This window comes from Streptomyces sp. NPDC001532, from assembly GCF_040298625.1.
Taxonomy (GTDB): domain Bacteria; phylum Actinomycetota; class Actinomycetes; order Streptomycetales; family Streptomycetaceae; genus Streptomyces.
The window spans coordinates 12,616-27,546 of the sequence record NZ_JBEPAL010000019.1; the positions used below are offsets into that span (position 1 = coordinate 12,616).

17 protein-coding genes are annotated in these 14,931 nt (G+C 71.1%); 7 read left to right on the forward strand and 10 right to left on the reverse strand.

Annotated features, from left to right (window positions below; all coding sequences use genetic code 11):
- The first annotated feature begins 146 nt into the window (after window positions 1-146).
- The 4 genes from murJ to ABT232_RS18875 all read left to right on the forward strand — a co-directional run bounded on the left by murJ (window position 147) and on the right by ABT232_RS18875 (window position 4,613).
- Window positions 147-1,715 carry a murein biosynthesis integral membrane protein MurJ gene (gene murJ / locus ABT232_RS18860; RefSeq protein WP_351841431.1) on the forward strand — a complete coding sequence of 523 codons (1,569 nt, stop codon included), beginning with the start codon at window positions 147-149 and terminating at the stop codon, window positions 1,713-1,715.
- A 23-nt stretch (window positions 1,716-1,738) separates the two neighbouring features.
- Window positions 1,739-2,422, forward strand: a complete 684-nt coding sequence (locus tag ABT232_RS18865; protein WP_351841218.1) for a response regulator — start codon at window positions 1,739-1,741, stop codon at window positions 2,420-2,422.
- A 161-nt stretch (window positions 2,423-2,583) separates the two neighbouring features.
- Window positions 2,584-4,014: an ATP-binding protein gene (locus ABT232_RS18870; RefSeq protein WP_502975423.1), complete on the forward strand. Its 1,431-nt coding sequence runs from the start codon at window positions 2,584-2,586 to the stop codon at window positions 4,012-4,014.
- Window positions 4,011-4,613, forward strand: a complete 603-nt coding sequence (locus ABT232_RS18875; protein WP_351841220.1) for a hypothetical protein — start codon at window positions 4,011-4,013, stop codon at window positions 4,611-4,613. Before ABT232_RS18870 ends, ABT232_RS18875 begins: the two co-directional genes overlap by 4 nt.
- Window positions 4,614-4,652: 39 nt before the next feature.
- On the opposite strand, the gene ABT232_RS18880 is transcribed toward ABT232_RS18875, so the two are convergent.
- The 5 genes from ABT232_RS18880 to ABT232_RS18900 form a co-directional block, all read right to left on the reverse strand.
- Window positions 4,653-4,841, reverse strand: coding sequence for a hypothetical protein (locus ABT232_RS18880; protein WP_351841222.1), 189 nt, complete (start codon window positions 4,839-4,841; stop codon window positions 4,653-4,655).
- Window positions 4,842-4,923: 82 nt separating this feature from the next.
- Complete coding sequence (locus tag ABT232_RS18885; protein ID WP_450871740.1) at window positions 4,924-5,577, reverse strand: DNA alkylation repair protein; 654 nt, start codon at window positions 5,575-5,577, stop codon at window positions 4,924-4,926.
- A gap of 134 nt (window positions 5,578-5,711) precedes the next feature.
- The gene (locus ABT232_RS18890) at window positions 5,712-6,008 is read right to left on the reverse strand and encodes an antibiotic biosynthesis monooxygenase family protein (RefSeq protein ID WP_351841225.1); all 297 of its coding nucleotides are present in this window, start codon (window positions 6,006-6,008) and stop codon (window positions 5,712-5,714) included.
- Between the two features lie 83 nt (window positions 6,009-6,091).
- The gene (locus ABT232_RS18895) at window positions 6,092-6,463 is read right to left on the reverse strand and encodes a hypothetical protein (protein ID WP_351841227.1); all 372 of its coding nucleotides are present in this window, start codon (window positions 6,461-6,463) and stop codon (window positions 6,092-6,094) included.
- 590 nt (window positions 6,464-7,053) lie between these two features.
- Window positions 7,054-7,770 carry a TetR/AcrR family transcriptional regulator gene (locus tag ABT232_RS18900; RefSeq protein WP_351841229.1) on the reverse strand — a complete coding sequence of 239 codons (717 nt, stop codon included), beginning with the start codon at window positions 7,768-7,770 and terminating at the stop codon, window positions 7,054-7,056.
- A 98-nt stretch (window positions 7,771-7,868) separates the two neighbouring features.
- Here ABT232_RS18900 and ABT232_RS18905 point away from each other — a divergent pair, with 98 nt between their 5' ends.
- The gene (locus tag ABT232_RS18905; protein ID WP_450871738.1) at window positions 7,869-9,614 is read left to right on the forward strand and encodes a CocE/NonD family hydrolase; all 1,746 of its coding nucleotides are present in this window, start codon (window positions 7,869-7,871) and stop codon (window positions 9,612-9,614) included.
- Window positions 9,615-9,830: 216 nt separating this feature from the next.
- Here ABT232_RS18905 and ABT232_RS18910 read toward each other — a convergent pair whose 3' ends face one another.
- The 3 genes from ABT232_RS18910 to ABT232_RS18920 form a co-directional block, all read right to left on the reverse strand.
- Entirely contained in the window at window positions 9,831-9,959 is a 129-nt protein-coding gene (locus tag ABT232_RS18910) for a hypothetical protein (protein WP_351841231.1), read from the reverse strand.
- Window positions 9,960-10,216: 257 nt separating this feature from the next.
- Window positions 10,217-10,870, reverse strand: a complete 654-nt coding sequence (locus tag ABT232_RS18915) for a hypothetical protein (protein WP_351841233.1) — start codon at window positions 10,868-10,870, stop codon at window positions 10,217-10,219.
- 211 nt (window positions 10,871-11,081) lie between these two features.
- A complete protein-coding gene (locus ABT232_RS18920; RefSeq protein ID WP_351841235.1) occupies window positions 11,082-11,513 on the reverse strand; it encodes a tetratricopeptide repeat protein in 432 nt (143 codons plus the stop codon).
- A 765-nt stretch (window positions 11,514-12,278) separates the two neighbouring features.
- On the opposite strand from ABT232_RS18920, the gene ABT232_RS18925 reads away from it, so the two are divergent.
- A complete protein-coding gene (locus tag ABT232_RS18925) occupies window positions 12,279-12,854 on the forward strand; it encodes a dihydrofolate reductase family protein (RefSeq protein WP_351841237.1) in 576 nt (191 codons plus the stop codon).
- 37 nt (window positions 12,855-12,891) lie between these two features.
- Here ABT232_RS18925 and ABT232_RS18930 read toward each other — a convergent pair whose 3' ends face one another.
- Together ABT232_RS18930 and ABT232_RS18935 are read right to left on the reverse strand one after the other, a co-directional pair.
- Window positions 12,892-13,092, reverse strand: coding sequence for a hypothetical protein (locus ABT232_RS18930; protein WP_351841239.1), 201 nt, complete (start codon window positions 13,090-13,092; stop codon window positions 12,892-12,894).
- Between the two features lie 410 nt (window positions 13,093-13,502).
- On the reverse strand, window positions 13,503-14,099 hold the full coding sequence (locus ABT232_RS18935) for a hypothetical protein (RefSeq protein WP_351841241.1): 597 nt from the start codon (window positions 14,097-14,099) through the stop codon (window positions 13,503-13,505).
- A 226-nt stretch (window positions 14,100-14,325) separates the two neighbouring features.
- On the opposite strand from ABT232_RS18935, the gene ABT232_RS18940 reads away from it, so the two are divergent.
- Entirely contained in the window at window positions 14,326-14,919 is a 594-nt protein-coding gene (locus ABT232_RS18940) for a DUF4291 domain-containing protein (protein ID WP_351841243.1), read from the forward strand.
- Window positions 14,920-14,931: the final 12 nt, after the last annotated feature.

Genomic DNA, 14,931 nt, shown 5'->3' on the forward strand with positions numbered 1-14,931 from the left:
GGCCGGACGGCGAAGGGTCACCCGCCCGCGGCGGCGTGCACAGGCGCTCGCCGACCCGGCGGCGGCGACACCGGCCGGACGGCGAAGGGTCCGGCGACGGCCGCGCCGGTGCGAAGGCGGCCTCCACGGCACGCAGCAGTGCCGTCATGGCCGCCGGGTCGATCGTCTCCCGAGGCACCGGCTTCGCCCGCTCCGCCGTGGTCGCGGCGGCGCTCGGCACCATCGGGCCGACCGCCGACGGCTACGCGGTCGGCAACTCGCTGCCCACCATCGTCTACATGCTGCTCCTCGGCGGCGCGCTCAACGCCGTCTTCGTCCCCGAGCTGGTCAAGGCTGCCAAGGAGCACGAGGACGGCGGTGTCGCGTACACCGACCGGCTCGTCACCGTCTGTGTGACCGCCCTGCTGGCGATCACCGCGGCCGCGGTGTGGGCGGCCCCCGCGATCGTCGACGCGTACACCGACTACGGCGGCGGACAGGCCGCCATGACGACCGCGTTCGCCCGCTACTGCCTGCCGCAGATCTTCTTCCTCGGGCTGTTCACCCTGCTCGGACAAGTCCTCAACGCACGCGGCCGGTTCGGCGCGATGATGTGGGCGCCGGTGCTCAACAACCTGGTCGTCATCGCCGTGTTCGGGCTGTATATGGCCTTCGCCACGGACATCGGGGACACGGGCGGCGGGAGCGCGCTCACCCCGGCCGAGACCGCCCTGCTCGGCTGGGGCACCACCGCCGGGATCGCCGTCCAGACCCTCGCCCTCGTCCCCGCGCTGCGCGCGGCGAAGTTCCGCTGGCGGCCCCGTTTCGACTGGCGCGGCAGCGGACTGACCCGCCCGTTGCGGGCGGCCTTCTGGCTGGTGCTGCTGGTCCTGGCCAACCAGGCCGCCTACTGGGTCACCACCCGGCTGGCCACGACCGCGGGACTCGACGGCGGCCCCGGATACAGCGCGTACAACAACGCCTATGCCCTGTGGGTCGTGCCGCACGGCATCATCACGGTCTCCCTGGTGACCGCGCTGATGCCCCGGATGAGCGCGGCCGCCGCCGACGGGGACACCGCCGCCCTGCGGCGTGACGTCTCCCAGGCGCTGCGCACCTCCGCGTCCGCCGTCGTGCCCGCCGCGTGCATGCTGCTCGCCCTCGCCCAGCCGGTGATGGCCCTGGTCTTCGGGTACGGCAGGACCAGCGCCGGCGACACCGAGGCCATGGCCGGGATCCTGATGGCCTTCGCGCCCGGACTCGTCGCCATGTCCGGCCAGTACGTGCTGTCCCGCACCTTCTACGCCCTCTCCGACACCCGTACGCCGTTCCTGCTCAACCTGGTGATCGTCGCCCTGAACGCGGGACTGTCCGTGGCGGCCGCCCACCTGCTGCCCGCCCGCTGGGCCGTGACCGGCATGGCGGCGGCGTACTCGGTGGCGCTGTGCGTGGGCTGGGTGGTGACCGCCCGGGTGCTGAGCCGCCGTCTCGGCGTCACCCGTCCGCTGCGCTCGGCCGCCGCGGGCACCCATGCGCGGCTCGTTCTCGCCGCCGTACCCGCGGCCGGGCTGGGCCACCTGGCCGCGCTGGGCGCCGCACGGGCCGGAGCCCTCGCCTCCGCAACCGCCGGGGCCGTGGTCGTCGTGCTCGTCTTCGCCGTGCTCGCCCGGCCGCTGCGGCTGACCGAACTCGACGCCCTGCTGTCCGGCGTACGCCGCAGACTGGCCCGGACCTGACCACCACCTAGGGAGAACTGCCCATGCCCCGCGTGCTCCTCATCGAGGACGACCCTTCCGTGCGCGAAGGGGTCGAGCTCGGTCTGCGCCGCCGTGGACACGAGGTACGGGTGGCCGCGACCGGCGAGGCCGGTCTCGCCGCGCTGGCCGAGTTCCGCCCGGATCTGATGCTGCTGGATCTGATGCTTCCCGGCATGAACGGGGTGCAGGTCTGCCGGCGGGTCCGCGAGCGGAGCCAGCTGCCGATCATCATGCTCACCGCGCGGGGCGACGACTTCGATGTGGTGATCGGCCTGGAGGCCGGAGCCGACGACTACATCGTCAAGCCCGCCCGCACCGAGGTGATCGAGGCGCGGATCTGCGCCGTGCTGCGCCGCATCGACACCACCGGCCAGGACCGCGCGGCCGTCGAGGTCCACGGCGACCTGGCCATCGACCGCGCCGGGCTGACCGTCACGAAGTCCGGCCGCCGCCTCGCGCTGGCCCCCTCCGAGCTCAAGCTGCTGCTGCATCTGTCCGCAGCGCCCGAGCAGGTGTTCAGCAGACAGCAGTTGCTGGAGCACGTGTGGGAGCACAGCTTCCACGCCGACGCACGACTGGTCGACGCCTGTGTCGCACGGCTGCGCGGCAAGATCGAGGACGAGGCGGGCAGCCCTCGCTACATCCAGACGCTGCGGGGCTTCGGCTACCGCTTCGGACCGCTGTGACCTCCGGCTCCGGCCCCGGCCGCCTCGCCCGGCGGGCTCTCCGCGCGAGCGTCGGCCGCCGCGGCGCGGCCGACGACGGCACGGCGCCCGCGGACGCTCCCGCCGACGGCAAGGCGCCCGCCGATTCTCGCGCGGGGCGGACGCGGGCCAGGGCGTTCGGGCTGCGCACCCGGCTGGTGTTCGCCTTCCTGCTGGTCGCCGCCGTCAGCGCGGGCACCACGTCCGCGCTGACCTACCGCGAGGCCCGCAACGCGCTGCTGAAGACCGCCCAGGACACCGCGGTCTCCTCCTTCCGTGACCAGGTGCAGCAGACCGGCTGGGCCCTGCCCGTGCAGCGGGAGGGCCTGGAGGAGATCCTGCGCGACATCGCCCGGAAGGGAAAGCCGCGTCCCTGGGTGGTGTTCGCGGAGTACGGTTCGGTCCGCGCCTCCTCCGGCGAGAACCCCGTCTCCAGCGTCATCACCCCGGAACTGCGCCGCGCCGCACGCGCGCACCCCAACGGCAGCTTCGAGCGGGTCGTCAAGGACGGCGTGCCCTACCTGACCATCGCCATGCCCACCGTCTTCAGGACCGGCCCCGAGAGCACGCTGCCGAGCGGACTCGTCCTCTACGCCGTCATGCGGATGACCGACGAGCAGGTCAACGTGGACGCGCTGCTCGTGGCCGCCCGGGACGGCGCCCTGCCCGGTCTCGCCATCGCGCTGATCCCCGGCCTGATCGCCGCGCGCAGCGTGCTGCGGCCGGTGCGGGAACTGCGCCAGGCCGCCCAGAGCATGGGCAGCGGCAGACTCGACACCCGGATCACCGTGCGGGGCAGCGACGAACTGGCCGACCTCGCCCGCACCTTCAACGCTTCCGCGGGGAACCTCGAACGCTCCGTGCGCGAGCTGCGCGAGGCCGAGGCACGCGCCCTCCGCTTCGCCTCCGACGTCTCCCACGAGCTGCGCACACCGCTCGCCGGAATGCTCGCCGTCACCGAGGTGCTCGACGAGGACGCCGGCCGGCTGGACCCCGACACCGCCCGGGCGGTCCGCCTGGTCAGTGCCGAGACCGGCAAGCTCGCCGTGCTCGTCGAGGATCTGATGGAGATCTCCCGCTTCGACGCCCGCGCGGCCGAGCTCAACACCGACGAGGTGGACGTGGCGGAGACCATCGGCAAGACGCTGGAGAACCGGCACTGGACCGATGACCGCATCCGCACCGATCTGCCCCCCGGCATCCGCGCTCGCCTCGACCCGCGCCGCTTCGACATCGTGATCGCCAACCTCGTCGGCAACGCCCTGCGGCACGGCGGCGCGCCCGTCACCCTGAGCCTGCGCAGCGAGACGCGCTCCTCCGGCCCGCCCGTACTGATCACGGAGGTCGCCGACAGCGGGCCCGGCATCCGGCCGGATGCGCTGCCGCACATCTTCGACCGGTTCTACAAGGCCGACGCGGCCCGTACCCGGTCGGCGGGCAGCGGCCTGGGGCTGGCGATCACCCAGGAGAACGTCCGGCTGCACGGCGGCACCGTCCGTGCCGGGAACCTTCCCGGAAGTGGTGCCGTCTTCACCGTCGAGATACCGCTCCACCTGGAGGAGGCCGACGGATGAGGCGTGCGCGGACGTGCCGGCGTACCGGCGCGGTCGCCGTCGCGTCGGGGTTGCTGCTGCTCGGCGGCTGCGGCATCCAGGAGACCGACGTGATCGAGGCGGGCGGTCCCGCCTCCGTCCAGGCGTTCGTCGACCACGACTTCGACATGCTGCTCTTCTTCCGCACGTCCGACGGCGGGATCAGTCCGGTGATCCGGTCCACCACGTCCACGATCGAGTACGGTCCCGAAGGCGGCATGGTCGCCGGCCAGGACCCCGCCGACGGGGCCGCCGTACCCGTACCGACGGAGAAGGTGATCCTCGCGCTGCTCGGCGGTCCCGACGAACAGGATCGCGCGGCGGGGCTCGGCACGTCCCTTCCCTCCGCGCGCTCGGCCGATACTCCCCGGGTGGAGGTCTCGTCCGGCGGCGACAGGGTCACGACCGACCTGCCCATCCCACTGGACGGACTGGACCGCACCGCGCTGCGCCAGCTGGTCTGCACGATCGCCTACAGCCACGACGCCGACGGCCGGGCCACCGTACGGCTCACGGGAACGGACGGGGCGTCGGCCTCGGGAACCTGCGGCCTGGATCCGGCGTCGCGACGGCGCTTCTGACGGGCCGCGGGCCCGGTCCCAGGCGCGGGGGATCAGGTCTCAGGTCTGTGTCCGGAGGAGGTGTCGGGCGTGGTCGGTCTCGTCGGCCCGGAGGACGCCTGGGCGTGCGTCGCGGAGGTTCCAGTGGGTGGTCGTGCCGTCCGGGCCGTCGAGGCCGGAGCGGGAGAGAGCCGCCTCCAGACGGCTGCGGACCTCGGCCTCGACCGCCGCTTCGACGGCGAACAGCACTCGCGGCCACACCTCGTCACCGGGGCTCTTCGCGGCGGTGTGGTGGGGCGCGAGCGAGCGCGGAGGTTCATGTCTCCTCGCCTCAGGTCACCGTACTGTCCCCCTGCCGGCGCACCATCTCGGCGATCCACACGGGCGCGAACGGCGAGGTGCAGCCCGGTGAGGTCGGGTAGTCCTTGAGCACCTCCAGGCGCTCTCCGATCCCGATCGCGCGGCTGCGGTACTCGGCGTGCTCGATCCCGATCTGTGCCAGACAGTGGTTCATCGCCCATTGCAGACGGTCCGGGGCGTCCTTCATGTCCGCCTCGATCACGTCGAGCAGCCCCGCGAGGTCGAGGCCCTCGGGCTGCTTCGCCACGCGTTCGGTGGTGAGCGCCCACCCGGCGCTCGCGACGACCGGGTCGGGATCGGCGAGCCAGGCCAGGCGCAGTTCCTCGCGGTGCGGATTCTTCTTCACCACGTAGTTCACGAGCCAGTCGTGCACCTTCGGGGTGCGCGCCTCGCGCAGCATGGTGTCCAGCTCGTCGCGCTCGTACGCCCTCGGGCGGCAGATGAGGAGCGCCAGCAGCCGCGCCGCGGTGTCGGCCGTCGTCCAGAGCTCACCCGCGAGGTCGTGCCGCGTCTTGAGCCGCTTGGCGAGCGCGCGCAGCTTGGTGAGGTTCACGCCGTGGTCGTCGCCGTGTCTCTCGTTCACCGCGCGGATCTTCGCATCGTCCAGCGCGGCCAGCTCGGCCATCACCTCGGCCGCCGTCGTCCCGGCCACCTCTGCCTCCTGTCCGTCGCGTCTTCTGTCCGTCGCGCCTTCTGTCCGTCGCGCCTTCTGTCCGTCGCGTCGGGGGCCGCCTGGTGGAGGCCGTCGGGGCACCTCGCTCAGGTCAGCGGCGCGAGGGTGAAGTGTCGCACCTGGAGTGGTGCGACGAGGTACTCGTCCTCGCCCGGCAGCACCACGGGCTGGTCACGCCAGTGCTCGCCGGCGTAGCCGACCAGGTCCTCCTCGCTGCGCCAACGACTGACGTACAGCAGCGAATCCGGCGGCGCGAGCAGTACTTCGTGGTCCACCAGGCCGGGGTAGCGGCCGGGGAACTCGCGCACCGCGTCGACGATCATGTCGCGGAACGCTTCGAAACGCTCAGGACGTACGCGTGCCTCACTCACCCTGATGATCACGCCATCAGCGTGTCATACCGGTGGCAGGTGCGGTGCCCCTTCTTGGTCTCCTGTTGTTCTTCTCGCCGTCGGCCGGCCGAAGGTCAGGCGGCGGACGCGAAGAACAGCCCCAGCGCCACCGCCAGCACGACGGACCCGCCGAGCAGCGTCAGCACCGCCGGGACCGCCGCCGTCAGCCGCTCCTGGCCCCTGCGTCGGCCCCGGCGGAACACGACGCGGGCCAGGACGAGCGGCAGCGCGGTGATGGCAAGGAAGATCACGGGAACCGAGACCCTGCTGTACGCGGCGGCTCCGGCGTCGCCGACCAGATGCCAGGCGGTCGTACCGAAGACCACCGCCGGTCCCGCCAGCAGGACGAGCGAGAGGACCGACGCCACGGCGACAGTCAGCGCCTCGGTCATCCGCTCGGCACACGTCCGCCCCCGGCACGGTTCCGTCGTCCCGCTGTACCCCATGCCCACTCCCCCAGGTGCCGCGCTCCGGCGCGGCCGATGTGCCGATCGAGCCGTTCGTCCCGCGGGCGCCTGCTTAGCGGCAACACCAGGTCCGGAGGCTCGGGACACGATGATCTCACGGACCCGGGCCCACCGGCCGGGCAGGTCCGGGCTCTCACCGCAGCGCGGGCCAGGTGCGGGAGAGTCGGACCGGACGGCGAGCCGTCCGTCACCTGGTTCGATCGCGACTTCGACACCGAACTCGCGCTGGCGCCGGACTTCCGGACGTTCGTCGAGAACCTCACGGCAAGCAGCTCCTTCGACACCGAGCCCGACGCCACCCCGTCCACCTGACCTGTCGACCTGACCTCCTGCACCGCACCCTGCGGAGCAGCCGCGATCCTGCAGTACGGCCCTCGGGCCACCTTTTCCCGTCGCATGGTCGTGAGCCGTACGACGAAGTGCACGGCGGCGCCCGCCGCGGCCACGGACGGGAGGTCGGCCGCCATGGGGTGGGCCACGGCGTCCCGGAGTTGCGGAAGGGTGTCGGCCTGGTGGAAGCGCGCGGCGGCGAAGCGGTTGAGCAGACCGCTGCCGACGAGCAGGCCGCATCAGCCGGTGTCGAGCCCGTCGATCAGGCGATTGAGGAACCGGGTGAAGGTGGCGTCGGGGGTCAGGGGACGGCCGGGGGCGGACAGGGCCTCGGCGAGTTCCGGGTGGTGGCCGTCGGCCGCGACGGCGGTGAGGTAGCGGACCTCGGCTGCGGCGCGGTCCGGTGATCGTGAGACCGCGGCCTGCGCGACCTCATGGGCGACGTGCCCGGCCACGAATGCGGTGAGCTGGGCGAAGACCTCCAGCTTCGCCGCACCGTCCAGCCCGGTGGGCCGCAGGACGGCGAGTACGTGTTCCAGGAAGGCAAGCGTGTTGGGCCCCGGAACACGGCGGGTGGACAAGGCGGCGGGCAGCCAGGGGTGGCGCAGCATGTGGGCGCGCTGCGCGTGGGCGACGGCCTTCAGGTCCGCACGCCAGTCGCCGCTCGGCGGGTTCGTGACCGTGAGTTCGCCGCTGACGTGGTCGACCATCAGCTCCAGCAGCGTCTCTTTGTCCGGCGCGTAGCTGTAGAGCGACATGACGCCCGCTCCGACCTCGGCGGCCACCCGCCGCATGGTGACGACGTCGAGCCCTTCCGCGTCGGCGAGCTTCACGGCTGCGGCGACGATCGCCTCCCGACTGAAGGAGGGTCTGCGGCCTCTGCGGGGCTCGGTGGGGCGAAGCCAGAGCTGTTCGGGGTCGACGCCGGCGGCACCGGACTTTCCGTCGCTGGGCACGGCTTCGCTCTCCTTCCCTGGTCGTTGCGGTGGCTCTTGCCAAGCCCATCCAAGCATGCACTATTCTCGTACACAGTACGAGAATGTGGAGGGGAACGATGCCATCAAGCACGCCCGACGCCGTGGCCGGACCGGTCTGGACGCCGCCCACGGGCAAGCCACCGCTGTCGTCCCGCATGATGAGGGCGCTCTGGCGAGGCCTGCCGGCGAAGCGGCACGAGGTCGGCTGGGAGCCGGGGCTGGTGGTGCCGGCCGCCGACGGCAGCCCGTTGATCACCGACCACTACTTCCCGCGTGCCCAGGGCGACTTCCCCACCCTCCTGGTCCGCTCGCCCTATGGCCGAGGACTGCCGTGGTCGCCCCAGTACGGCCTGCTCTTCGCGGAGCAGGGCTTCCATGTCGTCCTGCAGAGCTGCCGCGGCACCGGCGGTTCGGGCGGCGCGTTCGACCTGTGGCGCAACGAGCCCGCCGACGGTCAGGCCACGGTGTCCTGGCTGCGCGAGCAGCCCTGGTTCAACGGAACACTGGGTACCGTCGGCCCCAGCTACCTGGGCTATGTGCAGTGGGCCCTCGCCGCGGACCCGCCGCCCGAGCTGAAGGCGATGGTCGTCCAAGTGGGCCTGCACGACCCTTACGCCCTCTTCCACGCGGGCGGTGCGCCGCGCCTGGAGAACGCCCTCGCCGTGGGTGTCGGCATGACCTACCAGCACCAGGGCCTGGGGCCGTTCGTCAAGGCGACCCTGCGTCTGCAACGCCGCCTGCGCGACATCACCACCGCGCAGCCGCTGCGCGGGGCGTACGTCTCAGGCCTCGGGTGCGCCATTCCCTGGCTGGACGACGTGATGGCCCACCCGGACGCCACGGACCCCTTCTGGCGCGGCGCGTCCTTGGCGGGATCGGCGGAGACGGCCGAGACCACCGGGCCCGCCGAGACCGCCGAGACCGCCGAGACGGCGGAGCGGCTGAACGTGCCCACGGCTCTGATCACCGGATGGCACGACGCGCTGGTCGACCAGACCTTCGAGCAGTACGGCCGACTGCGCCGCGCCGGATGCCGGACCGCCCTGCTCGTCGGGCCCTGGACGCACACCTCGGCCCTGCAACAGGGATGGCCGGAGGTGTTCGCCGAAAGCCTCGCGTGGCTGCGCGCCCACCTGTACGCCGACCCCTCCGGCCTGCGTCCGACAGCGGTGCGCGTGCACGTCGGCGGCGAGAACACCTGGCGGGACCTGGACGACTGGCCGCCGACCGCGGCCGCCACCTCGTGGTATCCCATCCCCGGCGGGCACCTCACCCGGCAGGCCCCCGCGGACTCCACCCCCGTGACGGCGTTCCGCTACGACCCGGCCGACCCGACCCCCTCCCTCGGCGGCCCCCTGCTCTCCCGCACCGCCGGCCCCCAGGACAACGGCACCCTGGAAGCTCGCGGCGATGTCCTGACCTTCACCGGCCCAGCGCTCACCGAGCCCGTGGACATCCTGGGCCCCGTCTCCGCGCGGCTGAGCATCTCCACGGACACCGGCCACGCCGATGTCTTCACCCGCCTGTGCGAGGTGGACCCACAAGGCCGCTCCGTCAACGTCTGCGACGGGTTCAGCCCGCTTCGGACGGCCGGAGATGCGCCCTCGCGGGTCACCGTCCCGATGAGTGCCACCGCCCACCGCTTCCCCGCCGGCCACCGCATACGCTGGCAGATCAGCGGAGGCGCCCACCCACGCTTCGCCCGCAATCCCGGCACCGGGGAATCGCCGCTGGACGCCACCACCTTCACGCCGGTGCACATCACGCTCCACACGGACTCGGCACTGGTCCTTCCCAGCAGCCCTGCCCAGCCCGAGGACTGACGCCGTAAACGACCACGGCCTATGGCTCCTGGCGGACCATCCCCGCGGCGCACTCCCCGAGGGCGATCAGCCCTACGCAGCCGTGCTCGCGCCGGCAGGGTGGAGGGGACTCTCCCAGCGGAAGGAGCACGCCGACTCGGTGTCCTCCACGGGACTTCCGCCCGCCTGCGCAGGAGAAGTCCGCCTGGCCGTAGCCGCTGAGCGAGCACAGGACGATCACCGGCTGCCCTGGCGATCGAGGTAGTCGATCAGTTTCACCTCGCTGCGACGCAGTCGATCACTGTCGTCCGCCGGGAGGGAGGCCAGGGCGTCGACGAGGACACGTGCTCGGGGAATGTGAACCATCGCACCTGAGTAGATGCGGCACCTGGAACACCAGGCCAAGCCGACGCACCGCTCGAACATCGAGGACTCAGGAGGATGGAGACGGAACTGGTAGGAACGGACGGCGGTCCCGCAGGCGGCACAGACCCAGCGGTCACCGTCCCTGACCGTGTCCCAGATCGCGACCTTGATCCAGCGTTGCCGCCCGACCGGTGCGCTTCAAGTCGTCATGCGCACGATTCTCCCTCACGGCAGCGGGTCCTGGCGTGGCCTCCGGGTCAGCCGTCGAGCGCGGCGGTAGGTGTGTCCCCGTTCTGGGCCTGCTGGGCCCGCTCGGCGAGCACCGCGGCCAGGTCCCGGACCGCGTCCTCGTCGATGCCGCCTTTGTGCGCGGAAGTCGTCTCGGTCCACAGCAGCGTCGTGCCGACCCGGGTCTGGGTGACGGCGCCGGGCTCGCCGCGGAAGCCGGAGGAACCGAATCGAGCGTCGCGCTCGTCACCGATCGGGCCGATCTCGAACGTCTTGGCCCTCTGTCCCGCCCTCTTGCCGTAGTAGCCGTCCCAGAGAGTGTCGTACGCCTTCCGGGCAGCCTGTTCGCTGTCGTAGGCGATGATGAGAAAGGTGACGGTGGCCGCGTTGTCGTCGTGGCGGAAGGTGGAGGCGCCGTAGAAGCGGGAGCTCTCGCAACCCGCGTTGTTCTTGATGGGGCAGGCCTGCGAACGGTAGAGCTTGTCCATCTCGACGGCCGTGGGCCGAGCGGACTCCTTCCAACCCGTCATGGCCTCGCCGTCCGGCAACGTCTCCTGTGCTTGCTCCTTCGTGAGCACCGCGGCCTTGCCGTCCCCGCTGTCGCTCTCCGCGCCACCGCCACAGCCGGCAAGCAGCAGCGCCGCCACGATCGCCACGCCCCACCGGTAGTCACTCATGGTCATGCCATCACCCCCGAGCGGATCCTACGTGGACCGTCTTCGTACGGAACGCGCCGCCAAGAGCCGAGACCGTCAGCCGTCGTGGCGAGTGCTCTGTCGGCCGATGCCGGTCGCTTCGTGGGTGCCGTCGCGTCGTTCCCAGCGGATGCGCGGTCGACGGAAGCCGTGCGGCCAGGCGACGGTGCGCGACTCGCCCCGAGCGGGAGCGGTGCGCTTACGGTCGAGTGCCGTCGATGTGCTCGAGCAGCGCCCGGGCTTCGACGGTACGGCGGTGGTCCGGGCCGAACGAGGCCAGGCACGCATCGTGAGCGGCTGAAGCCTGGCGACAGGCGTCGGGAGCGCGGCCCAACCCCCACAGCGCGGTAGCGGAGGCCAGCTCGACGGCGCCCGTCTCTGGGCGGCGCTGGTCTTCGGGCAGCGCGCGGTGGAGCTTGTCGGCGCCCTGCGCCTCGGCGAGGGCCTCTTCGTAGCGGGCTTGGCCGTTGAGGCTGCGAGCCAGGCCGAGTCGCAGGACGAGGGACGGCCGGTCGCCTGCACGACAGGCGGCCAGGGCCTCGCGGGCGAGTGCCTCGGCCTCCTGGTGGCGTCCCTGCGCGTTGAGGGCGAAGACCAGTCCATTGCGGGCGGCCGCTGCCAGGAGTGACATCTCCGGTCCGGTACCGCGGCGCGGCCTCGGCCACGGCCGCGCATTCCGCCTCGCACTCGGCGTGCTGACCGAGCGAGACCATCTGCTGGGCGCGATCCGAGCGCAGCTTCAGGGTCAGCCAGTGATCGGCTCCGAATATCCTCCTGAAGGCGGGCAGCGCTTGGTCGTAGGTGGCGAGTGCCTCGGCGTGGCGGCCTTGGGCGCCCGTCGCGAGCGCGGCGATGTTCAGCGCCACGGCTGCGTATTCGTCGTCGCGGGGCCGCGATCGGGCCACGGCTCGGGCTTCGGCCTCCGCCTCGGCGTAACGCCCGGCTTCGTGGAGGGCTTTGGCCTCAGCCACAGGCGTTCCCGTCATTCGCTGGGCGTCGCCTCGGCCACGCGACCGGAAGAACCTCATGAACGGGAGCATACGGATGCTGCGCAGGCTGCTCGGCGAGGAGGTGAGGAGGTGGTCGGCAGCGACTGCGTCCTGCGTCAGCTCAGTCGTGTGGGACTCGCTGCCGTGCGGACGAGTCGGCGGACGACTTCGTCTGCGTCTTCTGCGGCAGCGATCTGCCCTCGGTGTGGAACGTGGACCCCATCGCGTGACGGCCGAGGGTCACAGCCGCTGAACCCACCGCTCGGTGAACACGCCACCCGGCCGTTCCTCTTACAGGTCACCCTGCTTTCGAGTTCCGGCCGCATGCTGATGGGCGCGGCACACCGTGGAGTCGCCCTCCAGGCGTTCAGACTTGGTGGCGGATCTGTTCCCGAGGAGGACTTCTGATGCGCAGCGTGACCTACTCGATGGGCGTCTCCCTTGACGGTTACATCGTCGGGCCGGACGGCGGCTTCAACTGGACGGAGCCCGACGACGAGGTGTTTCGCTTCGTCAACGAGGAGATCCGAGATGTCGGCGTCCACCTGTTGGGACGACGGCTGTACGAGACGATGCTGTACTGGGAGACCGCCGACCAGGATCCGTCACTGGACGACTTGATGCTGGAGTGGGCCGCGCTCTGGAAGCCGCTCCCCAAGGTGGTGTTCTCCAGGACGCTTTCGTCGGTGCAGGGCAATGCCCGCCTGCTGTCCGGCGGCCTGGCGGAGGAGATCGATCGGCTGCGAGCCGAGCCGGGGGAAGGCAGGATCGCGATCGGGGGCGCGACTCTCGCCGCCGAGGCGGCGGCATTGGATCTCATCGACGAGTACCGGGTCCGGGTCTACCCGGTACTGGTCGGCGGTGGCATTTCGTTCTTTCCCCAGCACGAGCGCCGGGTGGATCTCGAACTCGTCGAGACCCACATGTTTCGTTCCAAGATCGTCTACCTTCGCTATCGCGTGGTGCGCCAGGCCTCCCTCTGAACGGTGACGCTCTTGGCGATCGGGTGGCGCTGCTGGGCTATCGCCTTTCCAGCGTCCACTTGCCCCAGGTGGAGACGGCGAGGAAACCGCCTCCCGGGACGGCGACCACACCTCGGATGTCGCCGTGCCGGGCGAGTTTCCTGGCCGGCCCCCCGGAGGCAGAGGTGAAGTGCAGTTCACCGTGTTCGCTGGAACCCAGCCAGGCGAAGGACACGCGTGCGGGGGCGTCGAAGTACACAAGTGCCTCGTTCCTGCCTGACAGGACGTCCGCCAGCACGGGAAGTTCAGCCGCCTCGACGGTTCGTAGGTGCCAGCGGGAGAAGCCCGTCCCTGAACTCGGCCTCGGCTTGACCCGAGTGACCTCCACCCGGTTGTGACCAGCGGGTAGCAGCACTCTGCGCACTCCGGGCCCGTATGTGTGCAGCAGTTCCCCGCCATGTTCCTTGCGCGTCGCCGATCGCCGTAGGGCGTGCAACGTGAAGGACGTGGTCAGGCCACCCCTGAACTCCAGGGGGACCGGCCCCTGCGCCCCAGCGGGCTGCGGTATCTCGACTTCCCGCCCTCGCCAGCCGCTCGCCCGGAACCTGCCCGCTGCCGACATGGACTCCCCCTCCGCCAGGTCGTCACCCGCCTGGATTCGATCACAAGCTACTCACGGTCGGGCCAAGTCGCCACCAGTGCTTGCCGATCCGGGAAGCGCGGACCGGAGACCGTCTCCTGCATGGGCTCACCGTTGAGCCAGCACACTTGCTCGGGGGAGCCGTCGCCGGTGTCGAAAAGGCAGCACACCCCACCGCTGTCGGCGGTGAGATCGGTGAACACCTTTCTCGCGTTGCTCGACCGCGCGAACAAGCGGCTCATCTTCGATGTCGCCGCCCAGCACTCCACCGAGGCGTAGCCAGAGTGCAGGAGGGATTCGAACCGGATCGTCGCGTAGATGTACCCGACCTGGATGCGCCCGTCCGCCACAGGCCCAGGGCCATCCGTCTGCGCGTACTCGCGCAGTGCGTCATCGGCGTCGAACATCAGGGACGTGTCGAGCTCCAGGCTGCAGCTCGTGGCGCAGTCGACCGGCTCGCTCTTGAACTGGGAGGTGAACGGGAGGGCAAGCCGCTCACCGCCGGGCAGGGTGATCTCAAGCGGTGGTACGGCGCGTGCCGGTGGCGCCAGCTCGGCCAAGTTGGCCAATGCCCTGGCGACATTTTCAGGGCGCAGAGAGATGTCGTAGCCGTAGATCAGTCCCATATATCGCTTGCTGCCCCTTAGCTGTCCCCTGCCGTCCCTGCTGTCCCTGCTGTCCCTTGCTCCCCTGAGGCGCCTGCTGTCGGGTGCCTCAGATCCAACCGCACCCTCTCACGCGCCGGCCCTCGGGTGCCTGTCGGTTACCGCCCTCACCACACCGCCTCCCACCCATGTCGGACGGCTGCTAATTCGATGGCGCGCGTCGAGCGGGGCCTTCACGCTGGTCACCGTGGCAGAACCCAAGCACCAGATCCGCGCCCTTCACACCGCTTCCACGGTCACCGTCTACCAGGCGTACAGGCCGGAGATCGGCCTTCCCGCCGCCCGGGACGGTCGCTTCCCGGCGGCCTGGCAGCGGGACCGGATGACGTGGATCAAGCCCTCCTTCCTCTGGATGATGTACCGCTGCGGATGGGGCACCAAGGAGGGCCAGGAGACCGTCCTCGCCATCGAGATCACCCGGGAAGGCTTCGAATGGGCACTGGAACGCGCCTGCCTGAGTCACTACGAGCGCGGCCTGCATCCTGACCAGGCGACCTGGAAGCGCCAGTTGAAGCGGTCTCCGGCTCGGGTCCAGTGGGACCCGGAACGTGACCTCCACCTGCAACCGCTCCCTCGCCGCTCGCTGCAACTCGGTCTCGCAGGAGAAGCCGCACACCGCTACGCGGACGAATGGACGGTCTCCATCACCGACGTCACCGCACTCGCGCACACGATCCACGGCCACGTACGGGACGGGGACCTGGCTGCGGCACGACGCCTCCTCCCCGAAGAGCGCCCCTACCCAGTGCCCGGACGAGGCCTGGACCACTTGCACCGGTGACCGGAGCCGCCA

Bases quoted from the DNA above. Each gene is read 5' to 3' on its own strand.
- ABT232_RS18905 (WP_450871738.1), top strand. From the start codon at position 7,869: ATGCCATCAAGCACGCCCGACGCCGTGGCCGGACCGGTCTGGACGCCG.
- ABT232_RS18885 (WP_450871740.1), bottom strand. From the start codon at position 5,577: ATGGCCGAGCTGGCCGCGCTGGACGATGCGAAGATCCGCGCGGTGAAC.
- ABT232_RS18915 (WP_351841233.1), bottom strand. From the start codon at position 10,870: ATGACCATGAGTGACTACCGGTGGGGCGTGGCGATCGTGGCGGCGCTG.
- murJ (WP_351841431.1), top strand. From the start codon at position 147: ATGGCCGCCGGGTCGATCGTCTCCCGAGGCACCGGCTTCGCCCGCTCC.
- ABT232_RS18910 (WP_351841231.1), bottom strand. From the start codon at position 9,959: ATGGTTCACATTCCCCGAGCACGTGTCCTCGTCGACGCCCTGGCCTCC.
- ABT232_RS18925 (WP_351841237.1), top strand. From the start codon at position 12,279: ATGCGCAGCGTGACCTACTCGATGGGCGTCTCCCTTGACGGTTACATC.
- ABT232_RS18935 (WP_351841241.1), bottom strand. From the start codon at position 14,099: ATGGGACTGATCTACGGCTACGACATCTCTCTGCGCCCTGAAAATGTC.
- ABT232_RS18875 (WP_351841220.1), top strand. From the start codon at position 4,011: ATGAGGCGTGCGCGGACGTGCCGGCGTACCGGCGCGGTCGCCGTCGCG.
- ABT232_RS18865 (WP_351841218.1), top strand. From the start codon at position 1,739: ATGCCCCGCGTGCTCCTCATCGAGGACGACCCTTCCGTGCGCGAAGGG.
- ABT232_RS18920 (WP_351841235.1), bottom strand. From the start codon at position 11,513: ATGTCACTCCTGGCAGCGGCCGCCCGCAATGGACTGGTCTTCGCCCTC.
- ABT232_RS18895 (WP_351841227.1), bottom strand. From the start codon at position 6,463: ATGGGGTACAGCGGGACGACGGAACCGTGCCGGGGGCGGACGTGTGCC.